The organism is Lysinibacillus sp. FN11, from assembly GCF_024628845.1.
Taxonomy (GTDB): domain Bacteria; phylum Bacillota; class Bacilli; order Bacillales_A; family Planococcaceae; genus Lysinibacillus; species Lysinibacillus capsici.
On sequence record NZ_CP102383.1, the window covers coordinates 99610 to 124570 of the forward strand.

Consider the following 24961-nt stretch of genomic DNA (forward strand, 5'->3'; position numbering starts at 1 on the left):
TTTCTTCTAAAACAGAAAGGGGGTTTTAGGTTATTGTGTTACACGCGCTGTCCAACGAGAGAGGTCAGCACCTTTTGGATTTACTAATTGGGCAGGGAAAATAAATGTCCATGGCTTTGTTGAATTAGGCTGAACTGTTAAGATAGGATCCATTTTAAATGAACCTTTTGCTATTTGTTTTCCTCTCGCATCAATAATCTCAAGAGGTAGTTGTTCCAAGTTTATAGCCTTATTATGACCATTACGAATAAATATAGAGACATTTAAGCTGCCATTATTCATAAATTTAGCTTGCAAACCTGTAAAGTTTACTTCAGTTTCCCCTAATTTAGGTAAAGATTTAACAATTTTGGCAAGTTCCTCTTTTTGTTCTGCTGGTAACTGTTCTTCCCAGGTAGGGTCTAATTCTAGTTGATGGTCACGTAATGATACTAGATTAAAAGCCAATTTCCAGCCTTCCTCTGGTATCTCATCAATTTTAATAGCTGACTTTTCAAATTCAAATACCCATGGGCGAGCACTTTTCGCAGGGATTGTACCAAGTGCTTTAAAATCAAATTTTTTAGAAGCTACAAGCTTATCGTTTTTATCCATGATAAAAAGTTCGATTTCACCAAGTTCAATGGCTTCAGAAAGCGAAGAACGGAAAAATGCTCGTACTTGCCATTTTCCAGAGCGATCCTCATCAATACTAATTGAAGAAAGAGATAATTGATTTGGTTTTAATGGTTCTAGCTCATTAGCAAGGAAGTTAAAGATGTATTTTTGCTCCTGAGGTACATCCCAATCTGGGTGGAAAGAAAGTTTTGTTTCAATAATATCCTCATTACTGTCATGTGAAGAAGTGTTTCCTAGTAAGTCCTTTGAGTCAATAGTATTTTCTTGACCAACTTTGTCTGATTTTTTAAAGAATGAAAATAAGCCCATTATTTATTGCTCCTCCTGTTGCGCTTCGATTGTTTTCATAAATCCAATAATTTCTATAATGATCGTACGGCGTAATTCTTGAAAGTTTTTAGCGAATAATTCTAAGCCTTCTCGTTGATAAATACGCATAGGATCTTCTTGTTGATAGTGGCGAAGTCCAATTCCTTCTTTTAAGTGAGCCATAGACTCTAAGTGCTTAATCCAACCACTATCTAAGTTGCTTAACATGATCTGAGGGATGACATCTATTACTTGTTCATTTTGAGCAAACGTATTCATTTTTGCAGTTAACTCATCTACAGGGGCTTGTAGGGAGTCTAAAATAGGTATAACCTTTCCAACTTCTCTATCAATTGTAATAGGAGATAGGAAGAGACTATTTAAAGTTGCCTCTATACCATCATAGTCCCATTCAAACGGTGGAATATCATCAGGTGTAGCATCACGAACTGCAAAGTCTACTGTTTCATATAACATTTGCTTTAATTGATCTAATAAATCTTCTCCACCTAAAATTTTGTCACGAAGTCCATAAAGAACGGTACGTTGGTCATTGATAACATCGTCTAATTTTAGGTTATATTCTCGCATGCCATATTGGGAACCTTCAACGATACGTTGTGTTCGGTCAATAAGCTCTTGAACCTCTTTATTTTGAATAATACCCTTATCATCTACAATCATTTTTGCAGAGAATTTTTCTACTTCTTCTTTTGCGTAACGGCGGAACATATCATCTTCAATAGAGAGAATGAAGCGGCTTTCACCTACATCACCTTGACGGCCTGAACGCCCACGTAGCTGATTGTCTACACGACGGCTCTCATGCTTTTCTGTCCCAATTACATATAAACCACCAAGCTCGTATACACCATCACCTAACATGATATCTGTACCGCGACCAGCCATGTTTGTCGCTACCGTAATACGACCCTTTTGACCTGCCTGTGAAATAAGCTCAACTTCTTGTTCAACTGTTTTTGCATTAAGTAATTGGAAGGTTAATTTTTCCTTTTTCAGATAGTCAGCTACAGTTTCAGACTGTAAAATCGATGTTGTCCCAATTAGAATTGGCTGGCCTTTTTCATGACGTTTTTTAACCTCAGCAGCAACATACTTATATTTTGCTTCCTGTGTGCTAAAAATAAGATCAGGCTGATCAATACGCTGACGCGGACGGTTTGTTGGAATTTGCACAACTTCCATGCCGTACACTTCACGAATTTCTTTTTCCTGTGTTTTCGCTGTACCCGTCATCCCAGAAAGCCTTGGATACATACGGAAATAGTTTTGAATTGTGACCTGGGCCATTGATTTATTTTCATCTGTAATCGTTACGCCTTCTTTCGCTTCAATCGCTTGATGTAAGCCATCAGAAAGTGAACGACCTTCTAAAATACGACCTGTAAACATATCAACAAGCTCGATTTTGTCTTCTTTGACAATGTAATCAACATCGCGCTTAAACATAACATGTGCACGTACTGCTTGGATTACGTAATGGAAGAGTGTTTGGTGTTCTAAGTCATATAAATTATCGATATTGAAGGCAGCCTCAACCTTTTCAATACCTTTATCCGTTAGAGAAGTAGCCTTTGTTTCATCGTCAAAGTCATAATCTTCATCTTTCTTGAAGCGTTTCGCTAACATAGCAGCAATGCGGTGTAATTCATCATTAGAAGGCATTTTACCTGCGATAATTAAAGGTGTTTTAGCTTCGTCGATTAATACACTATCTACTTCATCGATAATAGCGAAGTGATAAGGACGTTGTACTTTATCTGCTAAGCTATAAGCCATATTGTCACGTAGATAATCGAAGCCAAACTCAGTACCCACACCGTATGTAATATCTGCGTTATAGGCTTCTTTCTTTTCACCAGGTTCCATCATCGGTACATTTAAACCCACAGTTAAGCCAAGGAAACGATGGATTTGACCAACAAGCTCATAGTCACGCTTTGCTAGGTAATCATTAACCGTGATGACATGAACACCTTTACCTTCTAATGCACGCACATAAGAGGGAAGGGAGGCAACTAGAGTTTTACCTTCACCTGTTGGCATTTCAGCAATATTACCTTCTGTTAATACTAGACCACCGATAAGCTGCACATCAAAATGACGCATTCCTAATACACGCTTTGAGGCTTCGCGTACAACAGCAAATGCGTCCGGGATAATCGATGTAAGAGGCTCACCTTGTTCTAATTGCTCTTTGAAAATAAAAGTCATTTCTCGTAATTCGGCATCTGACTTGTTAACATATTTTTCTTCAAGATTATTAATTTGATCTACTATTTTGTAGTAGCGTTTTAATTGACGAGCACTAGTTTGCTCTTTATTACTTTTGAAAATTGAGAACATGAAATATACGCTCCTTTAATGTTGTCTAAATGCTAGACACACCATTATTCTATCAAATTTTACTTATGGTGACTACAATTGACTATATAGGAATCTATTAATGCTAAAATGTACAAAATATTTGTGAAATCGTGGAAAATGTTTAGAAAAAGTATATTTCAATGCTTGTTCATGCTATAATCAATTTGGATTTCAATGTAGATTATTTATTTGAGGAGGAGAGACATGCTTTACGTGTCTTTAATAGCAGCGTTTGTTGCATCCATTTTGTTAACTCCATTAGTGAAACGTTTAGCGTTTAGAATAGGTGCAGTTGATGCACCAAACTATCGAAAAGTACATGCTCGAATTATGCCAAGACTTGGCGGTTTAGCCATTTTCCTTGCCTTTATTATTGGCGTGACGATTTTATACTCATTTTTAGTTCATACAAAACATGGTAGTAATGAGGCTTTATTAGCTATCATTATTGGTGCTTGTATAATTGTAATCACAGGTGTTATTGATGATATGCGTGAGATTTCTGCGAAAGCAAAAATGCTTGGTCAGCTAGTTGCTGCACTGATTGTTGTTTTTGTAGGTGGTATTGAAATTGAAATGGTTAATCTACCGTTCTTAGGTACATTAGACTTTGGTTTATTGAGTATTCCATTAACGATCATTTGGATTATCGGTATTACGAATGCCATTAATTTAATCGACGGCCTTGATGGTCTAGCTGCAGGTGTTTCTACGATTGCACTGATTACATTAGCTGTCATGGCATTTATCATGAGCAATGTGTTTGTTTTAGCGTTAGCAGCCATTTTAGCTGTAGCTTCACTTGGTTTCTTATTTTATAATTTCCACCCAGCAAAAATCTTTATGGGTGATACAGGGGCATTGTTCCTAGGATTTATGATCTCTGTGTTAGCGTTACTTGGTTTTAAAAATATTACATTCGTAGCTTTAATCATCCCAATTATTATCCTTGGTGTTCCGATTTCTGATACATTTTTTGCGATTGTTCGTCGTGTTCGCATGAAAAAGAAATGGTCTGACCCAGATAAATCACATCTACACCATCGATTACTTGATATGGGCTTTACACATCGACAAACAGTCCTAATTATTTACGGAATTGCAGTAATGTTTGGATTAGCAGCTATCATTTTCTCTATGGCAAAGGTTTGGGGAGCTATATTACTTGTAGCGGTCATCCTAACAGCTATTGAAATCTTTGTAGAGGTCATCGGATTGGCTGGTAAAAACTATAAACCATTATTAAATTTTGTACGGATATTTAGTAAATAAAATATAAGCAATCATACAATTTGTATGATTGCTTTTTTGTTGTTAAATAGGGTTACCATTAAAGTCATTTGACACTGAGAAACTCTTTTAAACCGATTATATATAGGGAATGGAATAGAAGGTAAACTTAAATAAGCTTGTTTATCGATTACTAGGAGGGGTAAATGAAAAGGGTAGTCAATCAATGGAAAAGCCACATAAAAAGACCATAGACAAGTTGTTTGTCTATGGTCTGAAAGGTCTATTCAGTAACTGAATTGTCATCGCTGCTAGCAGCACTATCTGTTCCAGTATTGCCACTTGTTAGGCTCGATGATTGTTCATTTAGGCCAAGATGGTTTTTGAAAATCTCCTTTGTTTCTTCAACAGAATCTTGATTTAACTGGTAATAATAAATACCAGTAGATGTATCATCCGTGCCATCTAATGTTAAGGAATCGATACGTGGTGCGCCTTTTGATAAATAAGATAAGAAGGACTTCATTTCAGTGAATGTCATATCTGTTTTCATATTATCACCAAGAGCTTTAATGACATCATCATATTTCGTAACAGACTTAACAGAAGCGACTTTTTTAATAATCGAAGTAAGAATTTCCTGTTGACGTTTACCACGCTCAATATCACTATCTTGTTTACGCGTTCTTGCAAGGGCAAGGGCCTGACTACCATTTAAATGCTGTAAGCCGGGCTGTAAGTTAATTGTAAACTTATCAAACTCATCTAATTCATGTAAAGCATAAGGTACTTCAGCTTCAATACCACCTAAAGCATCGACTACATCAATAAAGGCATTGAAATTCATACGTACATAGTAATTGATAGGAATATCAAATAGTTCCTCTACTGTTTCAATAGTAGTAAGCGTTCCACCCATAGCATGTGCGTGAGTAATTTTATCTTTATAACCTACTTTAGGAATATAAACATATGAATCTCGAGGAATGCTTAGCATTTTAATTGTATGGGTTTTATTATTTAATGTAGCTAAAACGAGTGCATCGGAGCGTGAATGATCCGAACCTTGCCCTCGATTGTCACTATCATCAACACCTACAAATAAAATAGAGACATTGTCTTGTACAGGCTCTACTTTCTCTACACGTTGCGTTGAAACCTCTCGACCTTCTAACTCCTCATATGCTGAGTCTGCAGCATGCTCTACCTGTTTTGTAAGGTAAACAGCATAAGCCGTTACACAAATCACCAAGCTTGCAACAAGGAGTAGTGTAACTTTTATAATTAATGAAGCTTTAGAAGACCTCTTTTTAGTCGGACTAATAGATCTTTTTTTCATAATAAATATATTCTCCTCTAATTATTGGGAATAATAATGCGATAAAGCTAAATTTTATTCAATTTTAACTAAGTAATTGTGTGGACAATAAAATAGCTTAACAAAAAAATTATACTATGCATATTTAGTTTCGACAATTAAAACTATTTAATTGACAATAAATTCTACAAATTGAGCATCTTCGAAAGTGATGGTAGCCTGTCCATTTGTCATTTCTGTTATCCAACTTCGGAACTGTTCTTCTTCCTCTTTTAGCACAGAAACAATGATTTCAACACCCTCCAAATAACGTATTTCCTCTAAAGAATATGATGAACTTCTTATTTCATTTTCGACTTTTCCTAGCCATGTATAATCAATAGCTACTTTCATGAAATGATGCAATTTACGTTCAACTATCTGTGCAGCAATTAATCCCTCTGTAGTTGCTTTTCCATAAGCACGAATAAGACCACCACCACCGAGCTTAATGCCTCCAAAATAGCGGGTCACAACAACGACCGTATCTTTTAATCCTTGTTTTTTTAAGACCTCTAACATAGGGACGCCTGCAGTACCACTAGGTTCCCCATCATCATTTGCCTTTTGAATATGATCATGCTCTCCAATAATATATGCGGAGCAGTTATGTGTTGCATTATGATGCAATTTTTTTATACCATCTATAAAAGAAATTGCATCCTCTTCCGTTTCTGCACGTTCTATATAAGTGAGAAAGCGAGATTTGGAAATGACAATTTCGCTTTCACCATATCCTTTTACTGTTAAATAGTTTTCTCTCATTCGTATCAATCTCCTTTTAACTAGAGTTCTATTCTATAATTTTCATGAAGAAAAAGCATTAAATTTTAGCATGGTAATGCTATAATAGGTGTAGACTATGGAATATGTGATTTTAGTCTATTAAATTAGTAAGTAATCATAAGACATTAGACTGGGGAGTATACTATGTTTTCAAATGATACCTTCGATTTAAAGTCGCTTGATGACATTTTTAATCGGATGTTAGATACAATCATGAGCTCAAAGGATGATATCTTTATTATAAGTGAACAAAGCCGCAGAAGCTTTGAAGATATGCAAAAAGAGTTGGAAATTGTTCGAAAACAAATATCAATCGTAATTGATGATGGCGATGCATTGGAAAAAAGTACGCAGCTTGCTAAGCAACGACTTGTGCTAGTGAGTAAAGCTTTTGATAATTATACCGAAGAACAAGTTAGAGAAGCATATGAAACTGCACATGATTTTCAAGTAAAGCTCTCCGTTATTAGAACACAAGAAAAACAGCTACGGGATAAAAGAGATGATCTAGAGAGAAGATTAAGAGGATTACTCGATACGATTGAACGTGCTGATCATATTGTTAATCAGGTAAATGTCGTTTTGAATTACTTAACTTCAGATTTAAGAAATGTTGGTTTAGCCCTTGAACAAGCAAAAATGAAACAGGATTTTGGGATACGTATTATTGCAGCTCAAGAGGAAGAACGTAAGCGTTTATCAAGAGAAATTCACGATGGACCTGCTCAGATGCTTGCAAATGTCCTTATGCGCACGGATTTAATAGATAGAACGTATCGTGAAAAAGGTATTGAAAAGGCTTTGGCTGAAATTGCCGATTTAAAGAAAACGGTACGTAATGCTTTATCTGAGGTGCGACGTATTATTTATGATCTACGACCAATGGCACTTGATGATTTGGGAATTATTCCGACATTAAAGAAGTATTTATCGACAGTGACTGAATATAATCCAGGTGTTGAAATTCATTTCCAATCGAGAAGTACAGAAAAACGTATACCTTCAAATTATGAAGTATCCATTTTCCGATTAGTACAAGAATGTGTAACAAATGCCATGAAGCATGGTAAGTGTAAAGACATTTGGGTAAAGCTTGAATGGTTAAAAGATGCCGTCAACATTGTTGTAAAAGATGATGGCATAGGCTTTGACCCACAAGTAGTGAAAGATCATTCCTTTGGAATATTAGGAATGAAAGAACGGATTGAAATATTAAATGGTACTATCACCATTAGTAGTGAAATCAATCGAGGTACGACGGTGTTATTTAAAATACCGTTAAAAACTGAATGATGTAATTGTTGCAGAAATTTAGGGGGTAAAGGACAAATGACAAAGATTATTATTGTAGACGATCACCAGCTATTCCGCGAAGGAGTAAAACGCATTTTAGATTTTGAAGATACGTTTGATGTAGTAGCTGAAGGTGATGATGGTACAGATGTGGTTACGTTATACGCTGAAAACGAACCAGACGTAGTACTTATGGATATTAACATGCCAGGCAAAAACGGAGTAGAAGCAACGGCAGAGTTAATTACTGAATTTCCAGATGCAAAAGTGATTATGCTGTCTATACATGATGATGAAACATATGTTACACATGCATTAAAATCAGGTGCTCTTGGCTATATGTTAAAAGAGATGGATGCAGATGAAATCGTTGAGGCGATTAAAGTTGTTGCCAACGGCGGTTCTTATTTACATCCAAAAGTAACGAAAAACCTAGTAGCAGAATTTAAACGACTTTCAGAACATGAAAATAAAGGAAACTTCCATCAAACTGAAATTCGTCGTCCATTCCATTTGCTAACTAAGCGTGAATGTGAAGTATTACAATTATTAACAGATGGTCAATCAAACCGTACAATCGGTGAGACACTGTTTATCTCTGAAAAAACAGTTAAAAACCACGTATCAAGTATTCTACAAAAAATGAATGTGAATGACCGTACACAAGCAGTTGTAACAGCCATTAAAAATGGTTGGGTTGAAGTACGCTAATTGCTAAAACTGTTTTTAAAAGCTACTTTTTTGAAGTAGTTTTTAAAACAGTTTTTTATTGTTTTTTGGTAATAATTTGTATTGAACTTACTTGATGAAGAATAGGTCATTCACAATTTTGTAACATTACTTTTCATTAGTATTAATATGGTAACTAGCAATTCATGCAACATTTTACAGCCTAATGCGTCATAAGGAAGATGTAGCACTTAAATGTTGAAAATGCACAACAAAATTCCTACGAAAGCATTTATATGCTACAATATGCGCGGGAGGTTTTTTGATGTTAAAGAAAAGTTTTCTAGCAGTTCTAATCTTATTAGTGTTAACTGCCTGTGGTAATAAAGATGAAAAGATGAGTGATGAAGAACGAGATAAAGTAATAGAGGATGGTACAGTTGGCTTTGAAATGATGGGTGGAAACGTAGAAAAGGCTGATAATGTACCAGCGGAAGATGAAAAGGCGATTTTAGCATCTTTTGATGAGTATATTGCTGCATTAAATGCTGAAGAAATTGATCGTTATATGAATACAATCTCGAAAAATCCAAAGGGTTTTAAATACGATGAAGAAAAAACATATGCATCAGAAGTATTTGATCAATTTGATATTAAGCGTGAAGTAGAAAATGTAACAATTGCAAAGTATGAATCAGAAGAGGCGCAAGTATTTGCCAACATGAAAATGCACTCACTTCAGCTTGAGACAAATGTCGAACATGAAAGTGCAGGACGTCAGGTAACAGTCTTTGTGAAAGAGGACAATGATTGGAAAGTGACGAGTGTCTTTTATATTGGCGATGACTCACAGTCAAGTACAGGAAATTAACAGAAGCTATCTTCATTCAACATAACAATTGAGTGAAGATATGCCTATTATACATAGACAATGAATGTGAAATGGAAGCTAGCTTACTAGCATAACTCTAGAAGGGCGAGAACGGGAATCCGAAGTTCGTCATTCATTTCACATTCATTTCTTTTTGTTTTCGTAATATATGCAAAAGCGACAGTAACAACAACGAACAACAATTGCACCAAGTAGAAATAGATTGTAAACTAAGAATTATAGGAGAGTGGACATGGATGAGGACGGCAATCGTAACAGATAGTACTGCATATATTACAGCTGAGGAACGTGCACGCTTAAACATTCACATGATACCTTTAAGTGTTAATATCTCAGGTCAATTATTTGCAGAAGAAGTAGATATCACAGCATCTGAATTTTATGATAAGGTGCGCGGAGCTAAAGAATTTCCCAAAACAACACAGCCTCCAATCGGAGAATTTGTCGCTCTTTTTGATGAGCTAGCAAAAGATTACGATGAGATTATTTCCATCCATTTATCGAGTGGTATTAGTGGAACATACCAAGGTGCAGTACAGGCCGGTGAAATGGTGGAAGGCATTGATGTTTATGCCTTTGACAGTGAAATATCCTGTGCTGTTCAAGGCTTTTACGTATTAAGGGCAGCGGAAATGGCGAAAGAGGGCCATTCAGCAAAAGACATACTTGCAGCATTAGCGGACATGCAGCAGTCTATTCGTGCTTACTTCATTGTAGACGACTTAGCACATTTACAGCGTGGTGGGCGTTTATCTTCTGCGGCAGCATTAATCGGTGGTTTATTGCAAGTAAAACCTGTTTTACATTTTGTGGATAAGGTAATTGTACCTTTCGAAAAAATCCGAACACGTAAAAAGGCATTAAAGCGTGCGGAAGAATTGCTAGCAGAGGATGCCAAAAAGTATGCAGCGATGGACGCTGTTGTCATTCACGGGAATTGCCCTGCCGAAGCGCAAGAATGGCTAGAGCAATTAGCCGCAACGTACCCGAACGTAAACTTTAAACTAAGCTATTTCGGTCCTGTTATTGGTACCCATTTAGGTGAAGGATCGATGGGATTAGGATGGACAAAAAAATAACGAATTGGGAGAAGTCTCTACAGCAAAAGTAGAGGCTTTTTTCTATGAAAGGGGAGGTTTTAATGAGATATAGGGGTTGGCTGTTGCCCCCAGCATTACGTGATTTTCATGAAGGTCGCATTTGGTTAAAAGAACATTCGCCATTTTCATCTGAAGATATTGAGAAAGCAATACAGCGAAAATACGTCAATATAATAGAAGGAATTCAAATAAAGCCAGTTATGAAATGCAATCGTTGTCACAATACAGACCCACACTTATTCACAAAATTCGATTGCTCAAAATGTCAGCAACAATGTGTCTACTGCCGACACTGTATTAAGATGGGGAGAGTCAGTAGCTGTACACAATTGATGATTTGGACAGGTCCCAAGGCGATAAAAATTAACAAGCATTCATTAAAATGGACCGGGCAATACACCGAACTCCAGCAACGGGCTGCTAATGAAACCTTGGCAAGTGTGAAAGCAAAACGCTCGCATTTAATACATGCAGTTTGCGGTGCAGGCAAAACAGAGCTACTTTTCCCATCTGTGTATGATGCATTAAAGAGAGGGCTTCGTATTTGTATTGCTACACCACGGACAGATGTAGTGTTAGAACTGTATCCACGCTTTCAACGGGCTTTTCCTGAAACAGTTATTCATGCTTTATACGGTGGAGTACCTTACCAAAATGGCTATGCACAGCTTGTTATAGCAACAACCCATCAGCTCTACCGATTTGATAAGGCATTTGATGTCATTATTGTAGATGAGGCAGATGCTTTTCCTTATACATTTGATGAAACTCTACAAAGAGCAGTAGAAAAGGCTAAAAAGGAAAATGCTCCTCTGGTATTTGTGACAGCAACCCCATCAGCATCATTACTCCATACTTTCCAGCAAGAAAGCCACTCTTTTATTCCAAAACGCTATCATAATCATCCATTACCAGTTCCACAAGTTCGTTCTTTATGGAGCTATAATAAATGCTTTATGCGAGGTAAAGTCCCTAAAAGGTTAAAAAAGTGGGTGGAGGAGCGCTTATGCCAAAAGGAACCCTTTTTACTATTTTTCCCGACAATTGACTTAATGAAACGTGCAATACCTCTTGTTCAAGAGTTAAATGAAGGCATATTAGCTGTACATGCAGCTGACCCTGAGCGGAAGGAGAAGGTGTTAAAGCTACGAAATAAAGAAGTTCCCGGCTTATTAACCACTACGATATTAGAAAGAGGCATTACAATCAGCAATGTACAGGTGGCTGTTATTGGAGCAGAATCATTGATTTTTACCGCCAATGCCCTCATTCAGATTGCAGGCCGAGTTGGACGAGATGTTCAATTTCCTGATGGGGACGTCCTATTTTTTCATCACGGCATCACGGCAGAGATAGATGAGGCATGCGCAAAAATTCAATTTTATAATAAGAAGGGATTTTCTGAATGAATAAAATAGAATCTCATTGTTTAATATGTACCCAGCCGTTAAAAATAACCATTTCCTGGAAAATGATTGTAACCAAGCAATTCTCGCCGACTATATGTGAAAGTTGTGCCGCTCGTTTTGAACCTTCTCAATCTGCTACATCTCTTTATCAATATAATGAGGCGATGAAGGATTACTTACACCAGTTAAAGTTTCTTCAAGATGTGGCTCTTGCCAAGGTATTTCGTCAGGAGCTCTATGATCGTCTCAATAGAGAAAAAGCGATTATTCTCCCCATTCCAATGCATCCTTTCAAGCAGCAGGAGCGTACTTTCTCGCATACTGATGAACTATTAAAGGCAGCGCATATTCCTTTTATGCAATTATTAGAAAAGACAACGACAGAAACACAAAGCTCCAAAAATAGAGAGCAGCGTCTACATGTAGCTCCACTTTTTCGCTTAAAGGAGGATGCACAAGTCGAACATAAAAATTATCTTCTTTTTGACGATATAAAAACCACAGGGACGACTCTAGAGCATGCTACAACTGTTTTAATGCAGGCGGGTGCTAAAAATGTCCAATACTTCACATTAATTGAAGGATGAAAATACCAATACATTATGTATAATAGTTAATGAGACAGCATTCGTAGATAAATTTGCTAGAAAGAGGAGGAAAGGCCAATGGCAGAGGTTCGTAATTGTCCGAAATGTAATGAGTTTTTTAATTATACAGGAGTCCGAGAAGTGTGTCATAAGTGTGCACAATCAGAGGAGGAGCTTTATCAAATCGTTTATCGTTTCTTACGTAAACGTGAAAACCGTGCGGCAACTGTAGAACGTATTGTAGAAGCCACGGGAGCAGATAAAGACTTACTATTTAAATGGGTCCGTAAAGGCCGTTTACAGCCAGCAATGTTCCCTAACCTTGGCTACCCATGTGATAACTGCGGTCATCTCACGACGACAGGAAAGCTCTGCTCGAAATGTCAAGATGAATTAAAAGCAGACTTACGGACATTTGAAGCTGCCAAAGAGTTTCGTCAAAGTGTCGAAGAACGTGAGAGAGTAACCTATCACTCAGAGCGTAAACGTTAATTACTCCAAGTGTGTTAATTTTAAACAAAATTAGCACACTTTTTTCTATGTGAAAACTTAACATTATGTGAGACAATCCGAAATAATAGTAAGATAGGATTTAGAGATGGGGGGTATTGAAATGAAAATTACATCTTATGGAGTTAATGCAGTAAACGCCTATAAAAACCAAGTACGTAATGTGAAATCAAATACAAACAAGGCATCTTTCGCCGATAAAATTGAAATTTCAAAGGCTGCACAAGAAATGCGAGGTGTTTCAACATACAGTTCGGAGCGAGCAGATCATGTTCAACAGTTGAAAAAGGATATTGCTTCTGGAGAATACAAAGTAGATGCGCGTAAAGTGGCAGAGGATATGCTGAAATATTATCGTTTCTAGGGAATAGCAGAAAGGGTGTATAACGATATGTCTGTAGAAGCAATTAGTTCTACACTAACAATGCTAGAGAGAATGCATAAAAGCTTACTCGAACTAGCCTTTAAAAAAACAGAAATTATTAAAGCTGGCGATATCGAAGCGCTAGACCAATTGCTCAAGGATGAGCAAGCGCACGTAGCAGCCATCGATAAGCTCGAGCAACAGCGTCAGAAACAGGTAACGGACTACCTTGAAGCAAAGGGACTTGCTTCATCTGACAAAACAACTGTCGCGGATGTCATCGAGGCTGCTGAACAACAAGCTGAAAAAGCAACACTATCAGCAGTTCGCGAACGTTTAATGCAAATTATCAATGACCTACGAAAACAAAATGATTTAAATCAAAAACTCGTTTTCCAATCCTTACAAATCGTCAACCTAACATTAGATGCAGTAAGACCACGTGCAGAGCAAATGAACTATTCCAGCAATGAGGTCCGTGGCACAAACAATATAGCTAAAAAATCATATTTCGATTCACAAGCATAACAAAGGAGGAAAAAACATGCGCTCAACATTTATGGGCTTAGAAGCAAGTAAACGTGGCCTCTTCACACAGCAAACTGCTTTATATACAACAGGTCACAATATTTCCAACGCCAACACACTAGGGTACTCTCGTCAACGAGTTAATATGCAAGCTACACCAGGTTTCCCAACTGCTGGTTTAAATTCACCTTACTATCCTGGCCATCTAGGGACTGGTGTCGAAGCAACATCTATCCAACGTATTCGTGATGAGTTTATTGATCGCCAGTATCGTCAAGAAACAAACAAGCTGGGGTATTGGGAATCTCGTTCAAACGCTATTTCACAAATGGAAGATATCCTTGATGAACCATCCCAATTTGGTTTGAATGCAGCGTTAGAGCAATTCTGGAAAGGGCTAGAGGATGTTAGTACGAATCCAGAGAATGCATCGTCACGAAGAGTAGCTATCGAACGTGCTACCCACCTTGCAGAATCCTTTAATTATATGGATACACAGTTAAAAACGATTCAAGGTAATTTAGGGAATGAAATCAATGTTGCTACAGACCGAATTAATTCTCTTTTACGACAGATTGCTGCAATTAATAAACAAGTGCAAGAAGTAGAACCAAATGGACTTGTACCAAATGATTTATACGATGCACGAGATGTATTAATTGATGAACTAAATAGTTACATCCCTATTTCGATTGAACGTGTTCCTTCAGGTGGTAATGCTAGTAATGTAGCGGAAGGAAGTATAACAATCTCTTTTAAATCATATTCAACAGGCGACCCGATTGTACTTGTTAACGGCAAAAACTACGTTGCAATGAATACAACTGGTGAAAAATCTAGCCCTATTGATAGCAATGATTTGACTAACGTATTTAAGCAAATTGAAATTTCCAACTTAGATGATCCACCAACAAAACCAGTAGCTGGTGCAGGAGTTAAAACGATTAAGCATAATGACCTTGAACCAGGAAAAGGAAAGTTACTATCTTTAATTAATTCATATGGTTATGGTGAATATGATGCAAGTGGTGTTTTGATTAGTGAAAAAGGATACTATCTAGAAACATTAGCCGACCTAAATAAACTAGCTAGCACCTTTGCTAATACATTTAATGAAGTACATAAAGGTGGCTTTGATTTAAATGGAGATGCTGGAGTTGCATTTTTCACTGGTGATGGCGGGACGCCAGAAAAGTTTACAGCTGGGAATATTAAAGTAAATGAAGTTTTGAAAAAAAATTCGTCCTTATTAGCAGCATCATCTGTAAAAGGTGAAGAAGGAAATGGTAAATGGGCTATTGAACTTGCAAATCTCCAATCCAAATCAATTGGCGCAGGTGGGCTAACGATTACAGTTGGTGCAAACACTATAGTAGTTCCACCCTCAACAGAACACCTAGATGGTGCGACATTTAACACTTTCTATCAAGGCATGATAGGAAAGTTGGGAACTGACGGTGAAGAGGCTTATCGATTAAACAAAACGTCTGAAAGCTTATTGTTAACACTTTCTAATAATCGTGATGCGGTAAGTTCGGTGTCATTAGATGAAGAGATGACAAATATGATTACGTTCCAACAGGCTTATAACGCAAATGCACGGATGATCACAGTCGTAGATGAAACATTAGATAAGATTATTAATGGCATGGGCCGTGTAGGATTATAAATATTTATTAGAAAGGGGTTTTTATAAAAATGCGTGTTACGCAATCTATGTTATCTAATAACATGTTATTAAACTTAAATAGAAGTTACGGAAAGATGTCAAAGTTGCAAGATCAACTGAATTCGGGTTCAAAAATTACTAGACCTTCAGATGACCCTGTTATTGCTGTAAAAGGGATGGGCTATCGTCGAGATTTAGGTAAAGTTGAACAATATACACGTAATATGAATGAAGTCAATAACTGGCTAGATGCTTCTGATGAATCATTAAATCAAGTAGGGGAGCAAATGAAGCGTGTTCGAGAGTTAGTAATTCAGGCAGCTAGTGGAACGAATTCTATTGACGAACGTGAAAAAATCAAAACAGAGATAGATCAAATTCGCAAGCACCTACAAGAAGTAGGTAATACGAAAATTGCTGATAGATACATTTTCAGCGGAACAAATACTGGAAAAGCATTATTTGGACCAGATACAGATGCAAATGGCAATAAAACGATAAATGCTGACTATACAAATTTGGTGAATAATACGGTTATTACTACAGGAGCAACAGCAGATCAAAAAGTAAATGCTCCGAATGGTGAAGTGAAAATAGAAATCTATGACGATCTTCAAATACAGGTTAATACACCTGGTGCTGATTTATTTGGGAATTTAGATGCATTGATGGGGAAAATATCAGATCTTTTAGATCCTAAACGAAGTCCTTTAGCAACAAGTGAAGAGATTAGTAGTGCATTAGGAGGATTCTCCTCCACTAGTACTTCTGATGATATTACAACTTTACACAATAAAGTGTTAGAGGCTCAGGCCGATATTGGTGCTCGTCAAAATCGTGTTGAAATGATGGAGAATCGTCTATCCATCCGTGAGATAAGTGTTACCAAACAATTATCAAATAACGAAGATGTAGACTATTCTAAGGCTATTACAGAGCTGGTTACCAGTGAATCCATTCACCAAGCAGCACTTTCCGTAGGGGCTAAAATTATTCAACAAACACTAGTAGATTTTATTCGATAAACCTACAGCTTATATTTTGTAACAAATACAATTACTCAACAAATACTTTAAGGCGTTTGAACACTATGTTCAGACGCTTTTTTGAAAGAGAGGGTTAAATGATGAGGTTTCCACAAATTCAAATCACAGCAAAAGACATTCAAATGGATTGGAACATACAAGAACCAGTACAACGAATTCAACAACCAAGAGCTGAGCAAAGTATATCTCAGCCAGCTGCAATTCTGGAGATTCATACAACCAAAAGTGACTTGAAAATTGATTCCTCGCAAGCTAGACGTGATATCGGAATGTTAACTACGAAAGAATCAATAGAGAAATATGCTCAAGCCGGGAGAGAAGGTAACCTCAAAGGAATTGCAAGGAGGGTGCAAGAGGGGTATCAAATGATGAATGGAGCAGGTAAGGACCAGGGGCGTTCTGTCATGCAAAGTATTGCGAAGCAAAATACAGGTCCAAAACGTCCAGGTCCCTATAACATAAAATTTGTGCCATCAGTAGGATCTGTGAAAATTGACTATACCCCAGGTACTACAGATGTAAACATTACACGTCAAGAACCTAAAATTGACACTAAGGTGAACAAGCCTATCCATGAATATACACCTGGTAAGGTAACTGGTACAATGTTACAAAGACCATCTGTAACGATTGATGTTATAAGTTAAAGGAGAATTTATATGCAAATCCAAACAAAATTATTAGGCGAAGTAGTAATTGATGAAAAAGAGATTTTAACTTTTGAACGTGGATTGCCTGGTTTTCCAACTGAAAAAAGATTTGTTTTATTACCAATAGATTCTGAGCTTCCTATAGCCATTCTGCAATCAATAAACGATGCTAGTATTGGATTTGTTATTGCCTACCCATATACATTTAAAACTGACTATGCTTTTGATATAAGTGAGGAAGATATTGCTGATTTACAGATTGAAAGTGAAGAAGATGTTGTTACATATGCCATTGTCACATTGAAAGATTCTCTTAATAAATCAACTATGAATTTACTAGCACCAATTATTATTAATATAAAAAAGAAACTTGGGAAGCAAATAGTACTAAACGATAACCATACTTATCCACTACACTTTCCATTTTCTAAAAATGAGGTGTAAATAAATGCTCGTATTATCTCGAAAAAAAGATGAATCTATTATGATTAATAATGATATAGAAATTAAAATCCTATCTATTGATGGTGAGCAGATAAAAATTGGAATTGTGGCTCCGAAAAATGTTAAAGTTCATCGTTCTGAAATTTTTGAGGCTATTCAGGCAGAAAATCATGCATCATTAAATATAGAGGCAAGTATTCTTCAGGGAATTACAAAAAGTAATTCCTCGGAAAAAAAATAAAACTTTCTATAAAAAACTATTAAACTATCCAAAACTTATACGATATAAACTATGTAACAGCGAAACACTAACGTGATTCAAAAGTTACATACTATACTTCACACGGATGTGAAGTAAAAAATACAATTCAAGGAGGAATTCTATTATGAGAATTCAACATAACATTGCTGCGTTAAATACGCACCGTAACCTAGGTTTCAACAACACGCAATCAGCGAAAAACCTAGAAAAATTATCTTCAGGATACAAAATCAACCGTGCTGGCGATGACGCTGCTGGTCTTTCTATCTCTGAAAAAATGCGTTCTCAAATCCGTGGTCTTGATATGGCAACTAAAAACTCTCAAGACGGTATCTCTTTAATCCAAACTGCTGAGGGTGCACTAAGTGAAACTCACTCAATCCTACAACGTATGCGTGAATTAGCTGACCAATCTGCAAACGGTACAAACACAGACGCAGACCGCGAAGCAATCCAAAGCGAAGTAAAACAACTTAAAGAAGAAATCGACCGTATCGGTAACACAACTGAGTTCAACACTCAAAAATTACTTAACGGTAACTTAAAATCAGCTGGTACTGTTTCAGTAGGTCAAAATACGACTACTGGAGCTCAAGTTGCTAAACTAGCTGCAGGAACAGTTTCAGGTGCACATACTGTTGCAACAGATGCAAGCTTCCAAAGTGAAAAAATCAATATTGACGGTACAGAAATCACTGTTAATTGGCAAAATTTAACAACTGAAGAAAGAGACATTTTAAAGGGTTCTGATAAAAATAAATCTACTGAATTAGTTGTTAAAAAAATTAATGAAGCAATTGATGCTTCTGGTGCAAATGTTAGTCATATTAGTGGTTATGTTTCAACTGGTGGTAACATGGTACTTGAAAGTGGTTCTCAAGGAACAAACTCTAAAATTGCTGTTGGCACAGGTGGTGGTGTTGCTGATGTTATGACTGGTGCTAGTACTTCAACAGCAGGAACAACTAACTATAATGGATCAAGCATTGCTTCAGGATCTACTTTCTTAGCTGATATTAATGGTGTTACTTTAAATGTAACATTATCAGGTGCAGGTGAATTTAGTAATACAACAACAATGGAGTCTGGTGCTGCTATTTTACAAAGTGGCTTAAATGCAGCTATTTCTGGAGCAAATGCATTAGCAGGTGCTTCTTCAGCTGCAGATGCAGGATTTATTGCTAAAGTGAAAGTAAATGTGACTGAAGATGGTCGTTTTGAAATCGTTAGTGAAACAGGTCCGGTTAATTTAACTGATAAAGCTGGTTCTACAGCAGTTAAAGACTTAGGTTTATCCCAAGCACAAACTTCTGCTGCAGGTAATGGAGGCATGACGCTTCAAATTGGTGCAAACAAAGGTCAGTCATTAACATTTGGTATTGGTGATATGCGTTCAGCATCTTTAGGCATTACAGGTGTTGATGTATCGTCAGCTGCAGGTGCTACAAATGCACTTGATACACTAGACAAAGCGATTGCAAAAGTTTCTGAGCAACGTTCTAACCTTGGTGCGGTACAAAACCGTCTTGAGCATACAATCAATAACTTAGGTGCAACTTCAGAAAACTTAACAGCTGCTGAGTCTCGTATCCGTGACGTTGACATGGCGAAAGAGATGATGGAATTCACTAAGAATAACATCTTAACTCAAGCCGCTCAATCTATGTTAGCGCAAGCGAACCAACAACCACAAGGCGTACTTCAATTATTAGGTTAATACCTGAATAAATCAAAAACCTTTCAACTTTAATAGTTGGAAGGTTTTTTGTGTACAAAAATAGTATTGTGCCGATATATTATAAGTGAAGTAAATTAAAATTATAGGTATAAATAAAAGATTCGAAATAAGTTAAAGGGGTATACAAAGTGGCGAAAAAAAATATAGAAGTACTTTTTAATAAGAGTAACCTTCCTATAATCCAAGTAGAACATGAGGGACATATGCTTCCTGTACATAGTAAATATAATCCTGTTTCTGAAGCTGAGCGATTGATAGATGCTTATGCTTCACAAATAGAAGAAAATGATCATATTTTCTTTTACGGCGTGGGTTTAGGCTACCATATAAAGGTGGCACAACAGCGCTATCCAGAAAAGCTTATTTCTATTTATGAGCCTTTTGAAGAAGTGTTCGACTCATTTATTTCTAATAAAAATGTTATTGGTATACATGTTAATAAACTAGTTGGTCAGTATGTTGAGCGAACGGAAGAGGACATCAAAAATAATTTGAATGAATTTAAAGTGAATTTAGCACAGCGTATTTTTATCTTAATTCATCCTGTGTATGAAAAAATTGCTCAACAACCATTTAAACAATTTTCTAATAAATTCCAAGAAATAGTGGAGAATACAAAGGGACAAAAACAAATAACAAACGCATTTAATGAGCGTTGGCTAATTAACACGATTATGAATGCTAAATATACGTTTTCTACGCCAAATATATTAAGTCAACAAGAAAATCCTTTAGAAGGGAAGCCTGTTTTACTAGTATCTGCAGGACCATCACTTTCAGAGGAACTCGATAATTTACGTATAATTAAAGAACAACGTTTAGCTTATATATTTGCGGTGGGGGCAGCAAATGAAGCATTAATTGCTCATGAAATTTATCCTGACGCAGTTCTATCCTATGACCCCACAGTCATAAATGCTACAGTATTTGAGAAATTAGCAGCGCAACATATTACTGATATTCCAATTATTTTCGGTACTTCGGTAGGACATGAAACTTTATCAATGTTTCCCGGTCCATTAATTCATATGGTTATGAATCGAGATAAAATCACGCCTTTTTTACATGAAACATCATTTGCTACAGTAAATGATGCAACAACCATTTCCAATGTTACTCTACAGTTATTACATAAATTGCAAGTGGAACAGGTAATATTAGTTGGTCAAAATTTTGCTTATAAAAATGATATATTTTATGCAGAAGAGATAGAACGCTATAATTCCTTAGAATTTAAAAATAGTATAAAGCAGCAGAAAGCCATATATGTTGAAGATGTTTACGGTGGGCAAGTACAAACAGAACAGGGATATATACAAATGCGTCAGGAAATGGAACAATATATTCAACTTATGCCTGACTTAAAGATTATAAACACCACAAAGGGTGGAGCAAAAATTGCAGGTACGCAATATCAACCATTAGATGATATTATTAGTAACCTTAAGAAGTCTGTTGTAGAAGAGAAATGGTGGGGGAAACTAGGAACACCAACAGAGAAATTGAATTTTAAAGTAATTCAGCGATTAGTTAAAGCTTGTAAAGACTATATAGCTGTGTATAACAATATGAAAGAGTTATTAAGGAGACTTGAGAAAAAAGCCGATTCAAATAATCCAAGGGAATTGAATCGGATGCTTGAAAAAATGTATAGATTATTAAGTGAATTAACAAAAAATCCACTGTTTGAAATAATAATTGGTCCGCTCATAAGTATACACACGGAACGGTTTTATTCCGATGTAAAGTTGTGTCAGAGTATAATAAAAACAAGTGAGAAAATCAAAACGGTTTGTCAAGTGTATGGTGAATATATGCTAAAGACATTGAATATTTACCAAAAAATCTCTCCGATTTTACAAATGCATGTGATTTCAAAAATGGGTGTACAAGATGGGTTTAAATTTTATGAATCATCAAGTGGTGTAATCCATTATGAAGGTGATTGGAGAAAAAAATGGTTAATGCGTCAAGAGTTTAGTGAATATGGTATGTTGGAATTGTATGGTACTAGTGCTGAAGCGTTAGCAACAGGGGCTACATTAAAATTTAAGTTTAGTGGGACAGCTTTTAAACTAATTGGTGTAAATCATGCGAAGAGTGATTTGAGGCTAAAGTTTACAATTAATCAAAAAGAAAAGATTGTGACTATACGGGACTCAATCGATGAAGATAGATTTTCATCATTTTATCCTTATATATTATTTGAAAGCCCTAGATTATTAGAAGGTATGCATGAAGTTACGGTTCAAATTTTATCGAATCAAGTGCATTGTAATATATTAGGTGTTGAAATATCAGAGGATGGTCGGGTTTATCATATTGATGAAGTTGAAGACGTGGAACAACTAGAGGTTGGTAAGCGTATACGTTGCCATTATGAAGCTAGATATAATGAGTTAGGTAACTTTACTAATCTAGGTGATGAAACAGCAGATACTTTACCGCTTGAAGCTACATCTAATCCTGATGGAGATTTTTATTTTATAACAGTAGATAAAAATGAAAATCAAATAACATTAGTTGCTGATCGCATTCTTCAAAGTAATATTAGTAAAAATGTTATCATAAATAAAGAGATTACACAAAATCAGCATAAGGGTATTATTAGTCTATTAACTAGTTCACCTGATTTACAGAACAGTGAGTGGGATCGATATTTAGTGTCTCAATCTGATATTAAGACGAATAATTTAAAATGGAATGCTGACTCTGTAACAGCGAGTTGGGTAAATGATTTGAATGAGGATGATACCGAATTTGCACTTCTACGTGGTAGCTGTATAGGAGAAGATGGAGTTATTAAGATGGAAGATGGCTTCGGGCATAGTACCAAATGTTTACCTAATAAAACATTAAAAATGAATGGATATCGACCGAAATTGGTCATAGATTGTAATGTAGAAAAGAAAGATTTTAAATGAGTATTTTTAATTTTCTATAAGAAAGTTGGTTATTTCATTGACAAAAGTATTAGTTACAGGTGCAGATGGTTTTATCGGCTCACATTTAACTGAACAGCTTGTGCGTGAAGGTTACGATGTCCGTGCCTTTGTATACTATAATTCATTTAACTCTTGGGGCTGGCTAGATCAGTCCCCACGTGATATTAAAGCAACATTAGATGTTTTTACAGGAGACATTCGAGATGCTTATGGTGTGAAAGAAGCGATGAAAGGTTGTACGCATGTATTGCATTTAGCTTCTCTAATTGCAATACCCTACTCATATCATTCACCAGCTACGTATGTAGATACGAATATTAATGGTACATTAAATATTGTTCAGGCAGCACGTGAATTGGGTATAGAGAAAGTTGTTCATACGTCAACAAGTGAAGTGTATGGAACAGCTCTCTATGTGCCGATTGATGAGAATCACCCATTGCAGGGGCAGTCGCCCTACTCGGCTTCTAAAATTGGGGCTGATCAAATGGCTTTGTCATTTTATCGTTCATTTGGAACACCAGTTTCGATTATTCGACCATTCAATACATACGGTCCACGTCAATCGGCTCGTGCAGTTATACCGACTATTATTAGTCAGTTAGCAAGTGGCAAAAAGACGATAAAGCTCGGAGCAGTTAGCCCAACTCGTGATTTTAACTATGTAAAAGATACAGTAAATGGTTTTATCTCAGTGATGGAATCTCCTAATTCGATTGGTGAAGTGATTAATATTGGGTCAAATTATGAAGTGTCAATTAGTGAAACTGCAGAAATGATTGCGGATATTATGAATGTGAAATTAACGATTGAAACCGATGAGCAGCGTTTACGGCCAGAAAAAAGTGAAGTGGAGCGTCTTTGGGCAGAAAATAAAAAGGCGATGGAGTTGCTTGGCTGGGAACCACAGTACGGTGGTAAGGAAGGTTTCCGCCGAGGTCTTAAAGAAACAATTGAATGGTTTACGAATCCAAAGAACTTATCTCAATATAAGGCAGATGTTTATAACATATGAATAATCAATGGTTAACATTCACAGATTATGTAAAGTCATATTACGGAAAAGAGTTTGTGCCTTTACATGAACCGACATTTAATGAAAGAGAAATTGATTATGTGACGGATTGTATAAAAACAGGTTGGGTTTCATCAGTTGGCGCTTATGTTAATCGCTTTGAGGAGGATTTAGCTAGATTTGTTGGTGTTAAACGTGCTGTTGCTACAGTAAATGGTACAGCAGCACTGCATATTGCTTTAAAAGTTGCTGGTGTTAAAGCGGAGGATGAAATTTTAATGCCTGCGCTTACTTTCATTGCAACTGCGAATGCTGTGTCGTATATGGGCGCTGTGCCACATTTTGTAGATGTTTCTTTAAATACATTAGGTGTTGATGCAGAAAAGTTAAAAAGCTATTTAATGCAAATTGGAGAGCTACGAAACAACGAACTTTATAATAGAAAAACAGGTCGGCGAATTTCAGCACTTGTACCCATGCATACATTCGGGCATGTAGTTGATTTAGACGGTTTACTCGAAGTATGCGAGGTGTATCATCTTACACTTATTGAAGATGCGGCAGAATCATTAGGCTCGTATTATAAGGGAAAACATTCAGGTAGCTTTGGAAAAGTAAGTGCAGTTAGCTTTAATGGCAATAAAATTATGACAACTGGAGGTGGGGGTGCAATTGTGACAAATGATGATGCATTAGCGGATTATGCAAAACATTTAACAACGACTGCTAAAACTCCACATCGTTGGGCATATGAACATGATGAAATTGGCTATAATTATCGCATGCCGAATTTAAATGCTGCATTAGGCTGTGCGCAACTAGAAAAAATGCCAACGTTTATTGAACAAAAACGAGAGCTAACAAACCATTATGAGAGCTGGTTAGTAAATATAGATGGTGTACACTTATTTAAGGAACCTGCACAAACTAAAAGTAATTATTGGTTACAAACGATATTACTTGATGAACGATATAACCGTGACGAGATATTGGACTTTTTAAATGAAAAGGGTATAATGAGCCGCCCTATTTGGACTCCAATGCATAAACTTATCATGTATAAAAATTGTCCAAGAGCAGATTTGAGTGTGACGGACCACTTAAATCGCAGTGTTGTCAATATTCCGAGTACGCCATTAAATGAGGTATAAC

23 protein-coding genes are annotated in these 24961 nt (G+C 36.4%); 19 read left to right on the forward strand and 4 right to left on the reverse strand.

Going from position 1 to position 24961, the window contains the following annotated elements; genetic code table 11:
- Positions 1 to 30: 30 nt before the first annotated feature.
- Together NP781_RS00420 and secA2 are read right to left on the reverse strand one after the other, a co-directional pair.
- Entirely contained in the window at positions 31 to 927 is an 897-nt protein-coding gene (locus NP781_RS00420) for an accessory Sec system S-layer assembly protein (RefSeq protein ID WP_257521160.1), read from the reverse strand.
- Positions 928 to 930: 3 nt separating this feature from the next.
- The gene (gene secA2, locus NP781_RS00425; RefSeq protein WP_257521161.1) at positions 931 to 3294 is read right to left on the reverse strand and encodes an accessory Sec system translocase SecA2; all 2364 of its coding nucleotides are present in this window, start codon (positions 3292 to 3294) and stop codon (positions 931 to 933) included.
- A 225-nt stretch (positions 3295 to 3519) separates the two neighbouring features.
- Here secA2 and NP781_RS00430 point away from each other — a divergent pair, with 225 nt between their 5' ends.
- Positions 3520 to 4587: a glycosyltransferase family 4 protein gene (locus tag NP781_RS00430; protein ID WP_004230902.1), complete on the forward strand. Its 1068-nt coding sequence runs from the start codon at positions 3520 to 3522 to the stop codon at positions 4585 to 4587.
- Positions 4588 to 4828: 241 nt separating this feature from the next.
- Here NP781_RS00430 and NP781_RS00435 read toward each other — a convergent pair whose 3' ends face one another.
- On the reverse strand, positions 4829 to 5884 hold the full coding sequence (locus NP781_RS00435; protein WP_257521162.1) for an LCP family protein: 1056 nt from the start codon (positions 5882 to 5884) through the stop codon (positions 4829 to 4831).
- Positions 5885 to 6031: 147 nt separating this feature from the next.
- Positions 6032 to 6667 (reverse strand): YigZ family protein, encoded by a 636-nt coding sequence (locus NP781_RS00440; RefSeq protein WP_004227595.1) that lies wholly within the window; start codon positions 6665 to 6667, stop codon positions 6032 to 6034.
- Between the two features lie 165 nt (positions 6668 to 6832).
- On the opposite strand from NP781_RS00440, the gene NP781_RS00445 reads away from it, so the two are divergent.
- The 18 genes from NP781_RS00445 (at position 6833) to NP781_RS00535 (ending at position 24960) form a co-directional block, all read left to right on the forward strand.
- A complete protein-coding gene (locus NP781_RS00445) occupies positions 6833 to 7981 on the forward strand; it encodes a sensor histidine kinase (protein ID WP_221679434.1) in 1149 nt (382 codons plus the stop codon).
- A gap of 36 nt (positions 7982 to 8017) precedes the next feature.
- Positions 8018 to 8692, forward strand: a complete 675-nt coding sequence (locus NP781_RS00450) for a response regulator transcription factor (RefSeq protein WP_004227590.1) — start codon at positions 8018 to 8020, stop codon at positions 8690 to 8692.
- A 283-nt stretch (positions 8693 to 8975) separates the two neighbouring features.
- A complete protein-coding gene (locus tag NP781_RS00455) occupies positions 8976 to 9521 on the forward strand; it encodes a DUF3225 domain-containing protein (RefSeq protein WP_004227588.1) in 546 nt (181 codons plus the stop codon).
- Between the two features lie 257 nt (positions 9522 to 9778).
- Positions 9779 to 10621 carry a DegV family protein gene (locus NP781_RS00460; RefSeq protein ID WP_257521163.1) on the forward strand — a complete coding sequence of 281 codons (843 nt, stop codon included), beginning with the start codon at positions 9779 to 9781 and terminating at the stop codon, positions 10619 to 10621.
- A gap of 44 nt (positions 10622 to 10665) precedes the next feature.
- The gene (locus NP781_RS00465; protein ID WP_257521164.1) at positions 10666 to 12051 is read left to right on the forward strand and encodes an ATP-dependent helicase ComFA; all 1386 of its coding nucleotides are present in this window, start codon (positions 10666 to 10668) and stop codon (positions 12049 to 12051) included.
- Entirely contained in the window at positions 12048 to 12638 is a 591-nt protein-coding gene (locus NP781_RS00470; RefSeq protein ID WP_257521165.1) for a ComF family protein, read from the forward strand. The genes NP781_RS00465 and NP781_RS00470 overlap by 4 nt, the downstream gene beginning before the upstream one ends.
- Positions 12639 to 12716: 78 nt before the next feature.
- A complete protein-coding gene (locus tag NP781_RS00475; RefSeq protein WP_004227580.1) occupies positions 12717 to 13130 on the forward strand; it encodes a TIGR03826 family flagellar region protein in 414 nt (137 codons plus the stop codon).
- 121 nt (positions 13131 to 13251) lie between these two features.
- On the forward strand, positions 13252 to 13512 hold the full coding sequence (flgM, locus tag NP781_RS00480; RefSeq protein WP_054549755.1) for a flagellar biosynthesis anti-sigma factor FlgM: 261 nt from the start codon (positions 13252 to 13254) through the stop codon (positions 13510 to 13512).
- A 27-nt stretch (positions 13513 to 13539) separates the two neighbouring features.
- Complete coding sequence (locus tag NP781_RS00485; protein WP_257521166.1) at positions 13540 to 14040, forward strand: flagellar protein FlgN; 501 nt, start codon at positions 13540 to 13542, stop codon at positions 14038 to 14040.
- Between the two features lie 16 nt (positions 14041 to 14056).
- Positions 14057 to 15709, forward strand: a complete 1653-nt coding sequence (flgK, locus tag NP781_RS00490; protein ID WP_257521167.1) for a flagellar hook-associated protein FlgK — start codon at positions 14057 to 14059, stop codon at positions 15707 to 15709.
- Positions 15710 to 15738: 29 nt separating this feature from the next.
- Positions 15739 to 16734 (forward strand): flagellar hook-associated protein FlgL, encoded by a 996-nt coding sequence (gene flgL, locus NP781_RS00495; protein ID WP_257521168.1) that lies wholly within the window; start codon positions 15739 to 15741, stop codon positions 16732 to 16734.
- 98 nt (positions 16735 to 16832) lie between these two features.
- The gene (locus tag NP781_RS00500) at positions 16833 to 17402 is read left to right on the forward strand and encodes a DUF6470 family protein (RefSeq protein WP_306829421.1); all 570 of its coding nucleotides are present in this window, start codon (positions 16833 to 16835) and stop codon (positions 17400 to 17402) included.
- A gap of 12 nt (positions 17403 to 17414) precedes the next feature.
- A complete protein-coding gene (fliW, locus tag NP781_RS00505; RefSeq protein ID WP_221679446.1) occupies positions 17415 to 17849 on the forward strand; it encodes a flagellar assembly protein FliW in 435 nt (144 codons plus the stop codon).
- A gap of 4 nt (positions 17850 to 17853) precedes the next feature.
- The gene (gene csrA, locus NP781_RS00510) at positions 17854 to 18090 is read left to right on the forward strand and encodes a carbon storage regulator CsrA (protein WP_257521169.1); all 237 of its coding nucleotides are present in this window, start codon (positions 17854 to 17856) and stop codon (positions 18088 to 18090) included.
- A gap of 145 nt (positions 18091 to 18235) precedes the next feature.
- The gene (locus tag NP781_RS25470; protein ID WP_306829424.1) at positions 18236 to 19828 is read left to right on the forward strand and encodes a flagellin N-terminal helical domain-containing protein; all 1593 of its coding nucleotides are present in this window, start codon (positions 18236 to 18238) and stop codon (positions 19826 to 19828) included.
- A gap of 149 nt (positions 19829 to 19977) precedes the next feature.
- A complete protein-coding gene (locus NP781_RS00525; RefSeq protein WP_257521170.1) occupies positions 19978 to 22773 on the forward strand; it encodes a motility associated factor glycosyltransferase family protein in 2796 nt (931 codons plus the stop codon).
- Positions 22774 to 22810: 37 nt separating this feature from the next.
- On the forward strand, positions 22811 to 23809 hold the full coding sequence (locus tag NP781_RS00530; protein ID WP_257521171.1) for an NAD-dependent 4,6-dehydratase LegB: 999 nt from the start codon (positions 22811 to 22813) through the stop codon (positions 23807 to 23809).
- Positions 23806 to 24960 carry a LegC family aminotransferase gene (locus tag NP781_RS00535; RefSeq protein ID WP_257521172.1) on the forward strand — a complete coding sequence of 385 codons (1155 nt, stop codon included), beginning with the start codon at positions 23806 to 23808 and terminating at the stop codon, positions 24958 to 24960. Before NP781_RS00530 ends, NP781_RS00535 begins: the two co-directional genes overlap by 4 nt.
- The last annotated feature ends 1 nt before the right edge of the window (position 24961 follow it).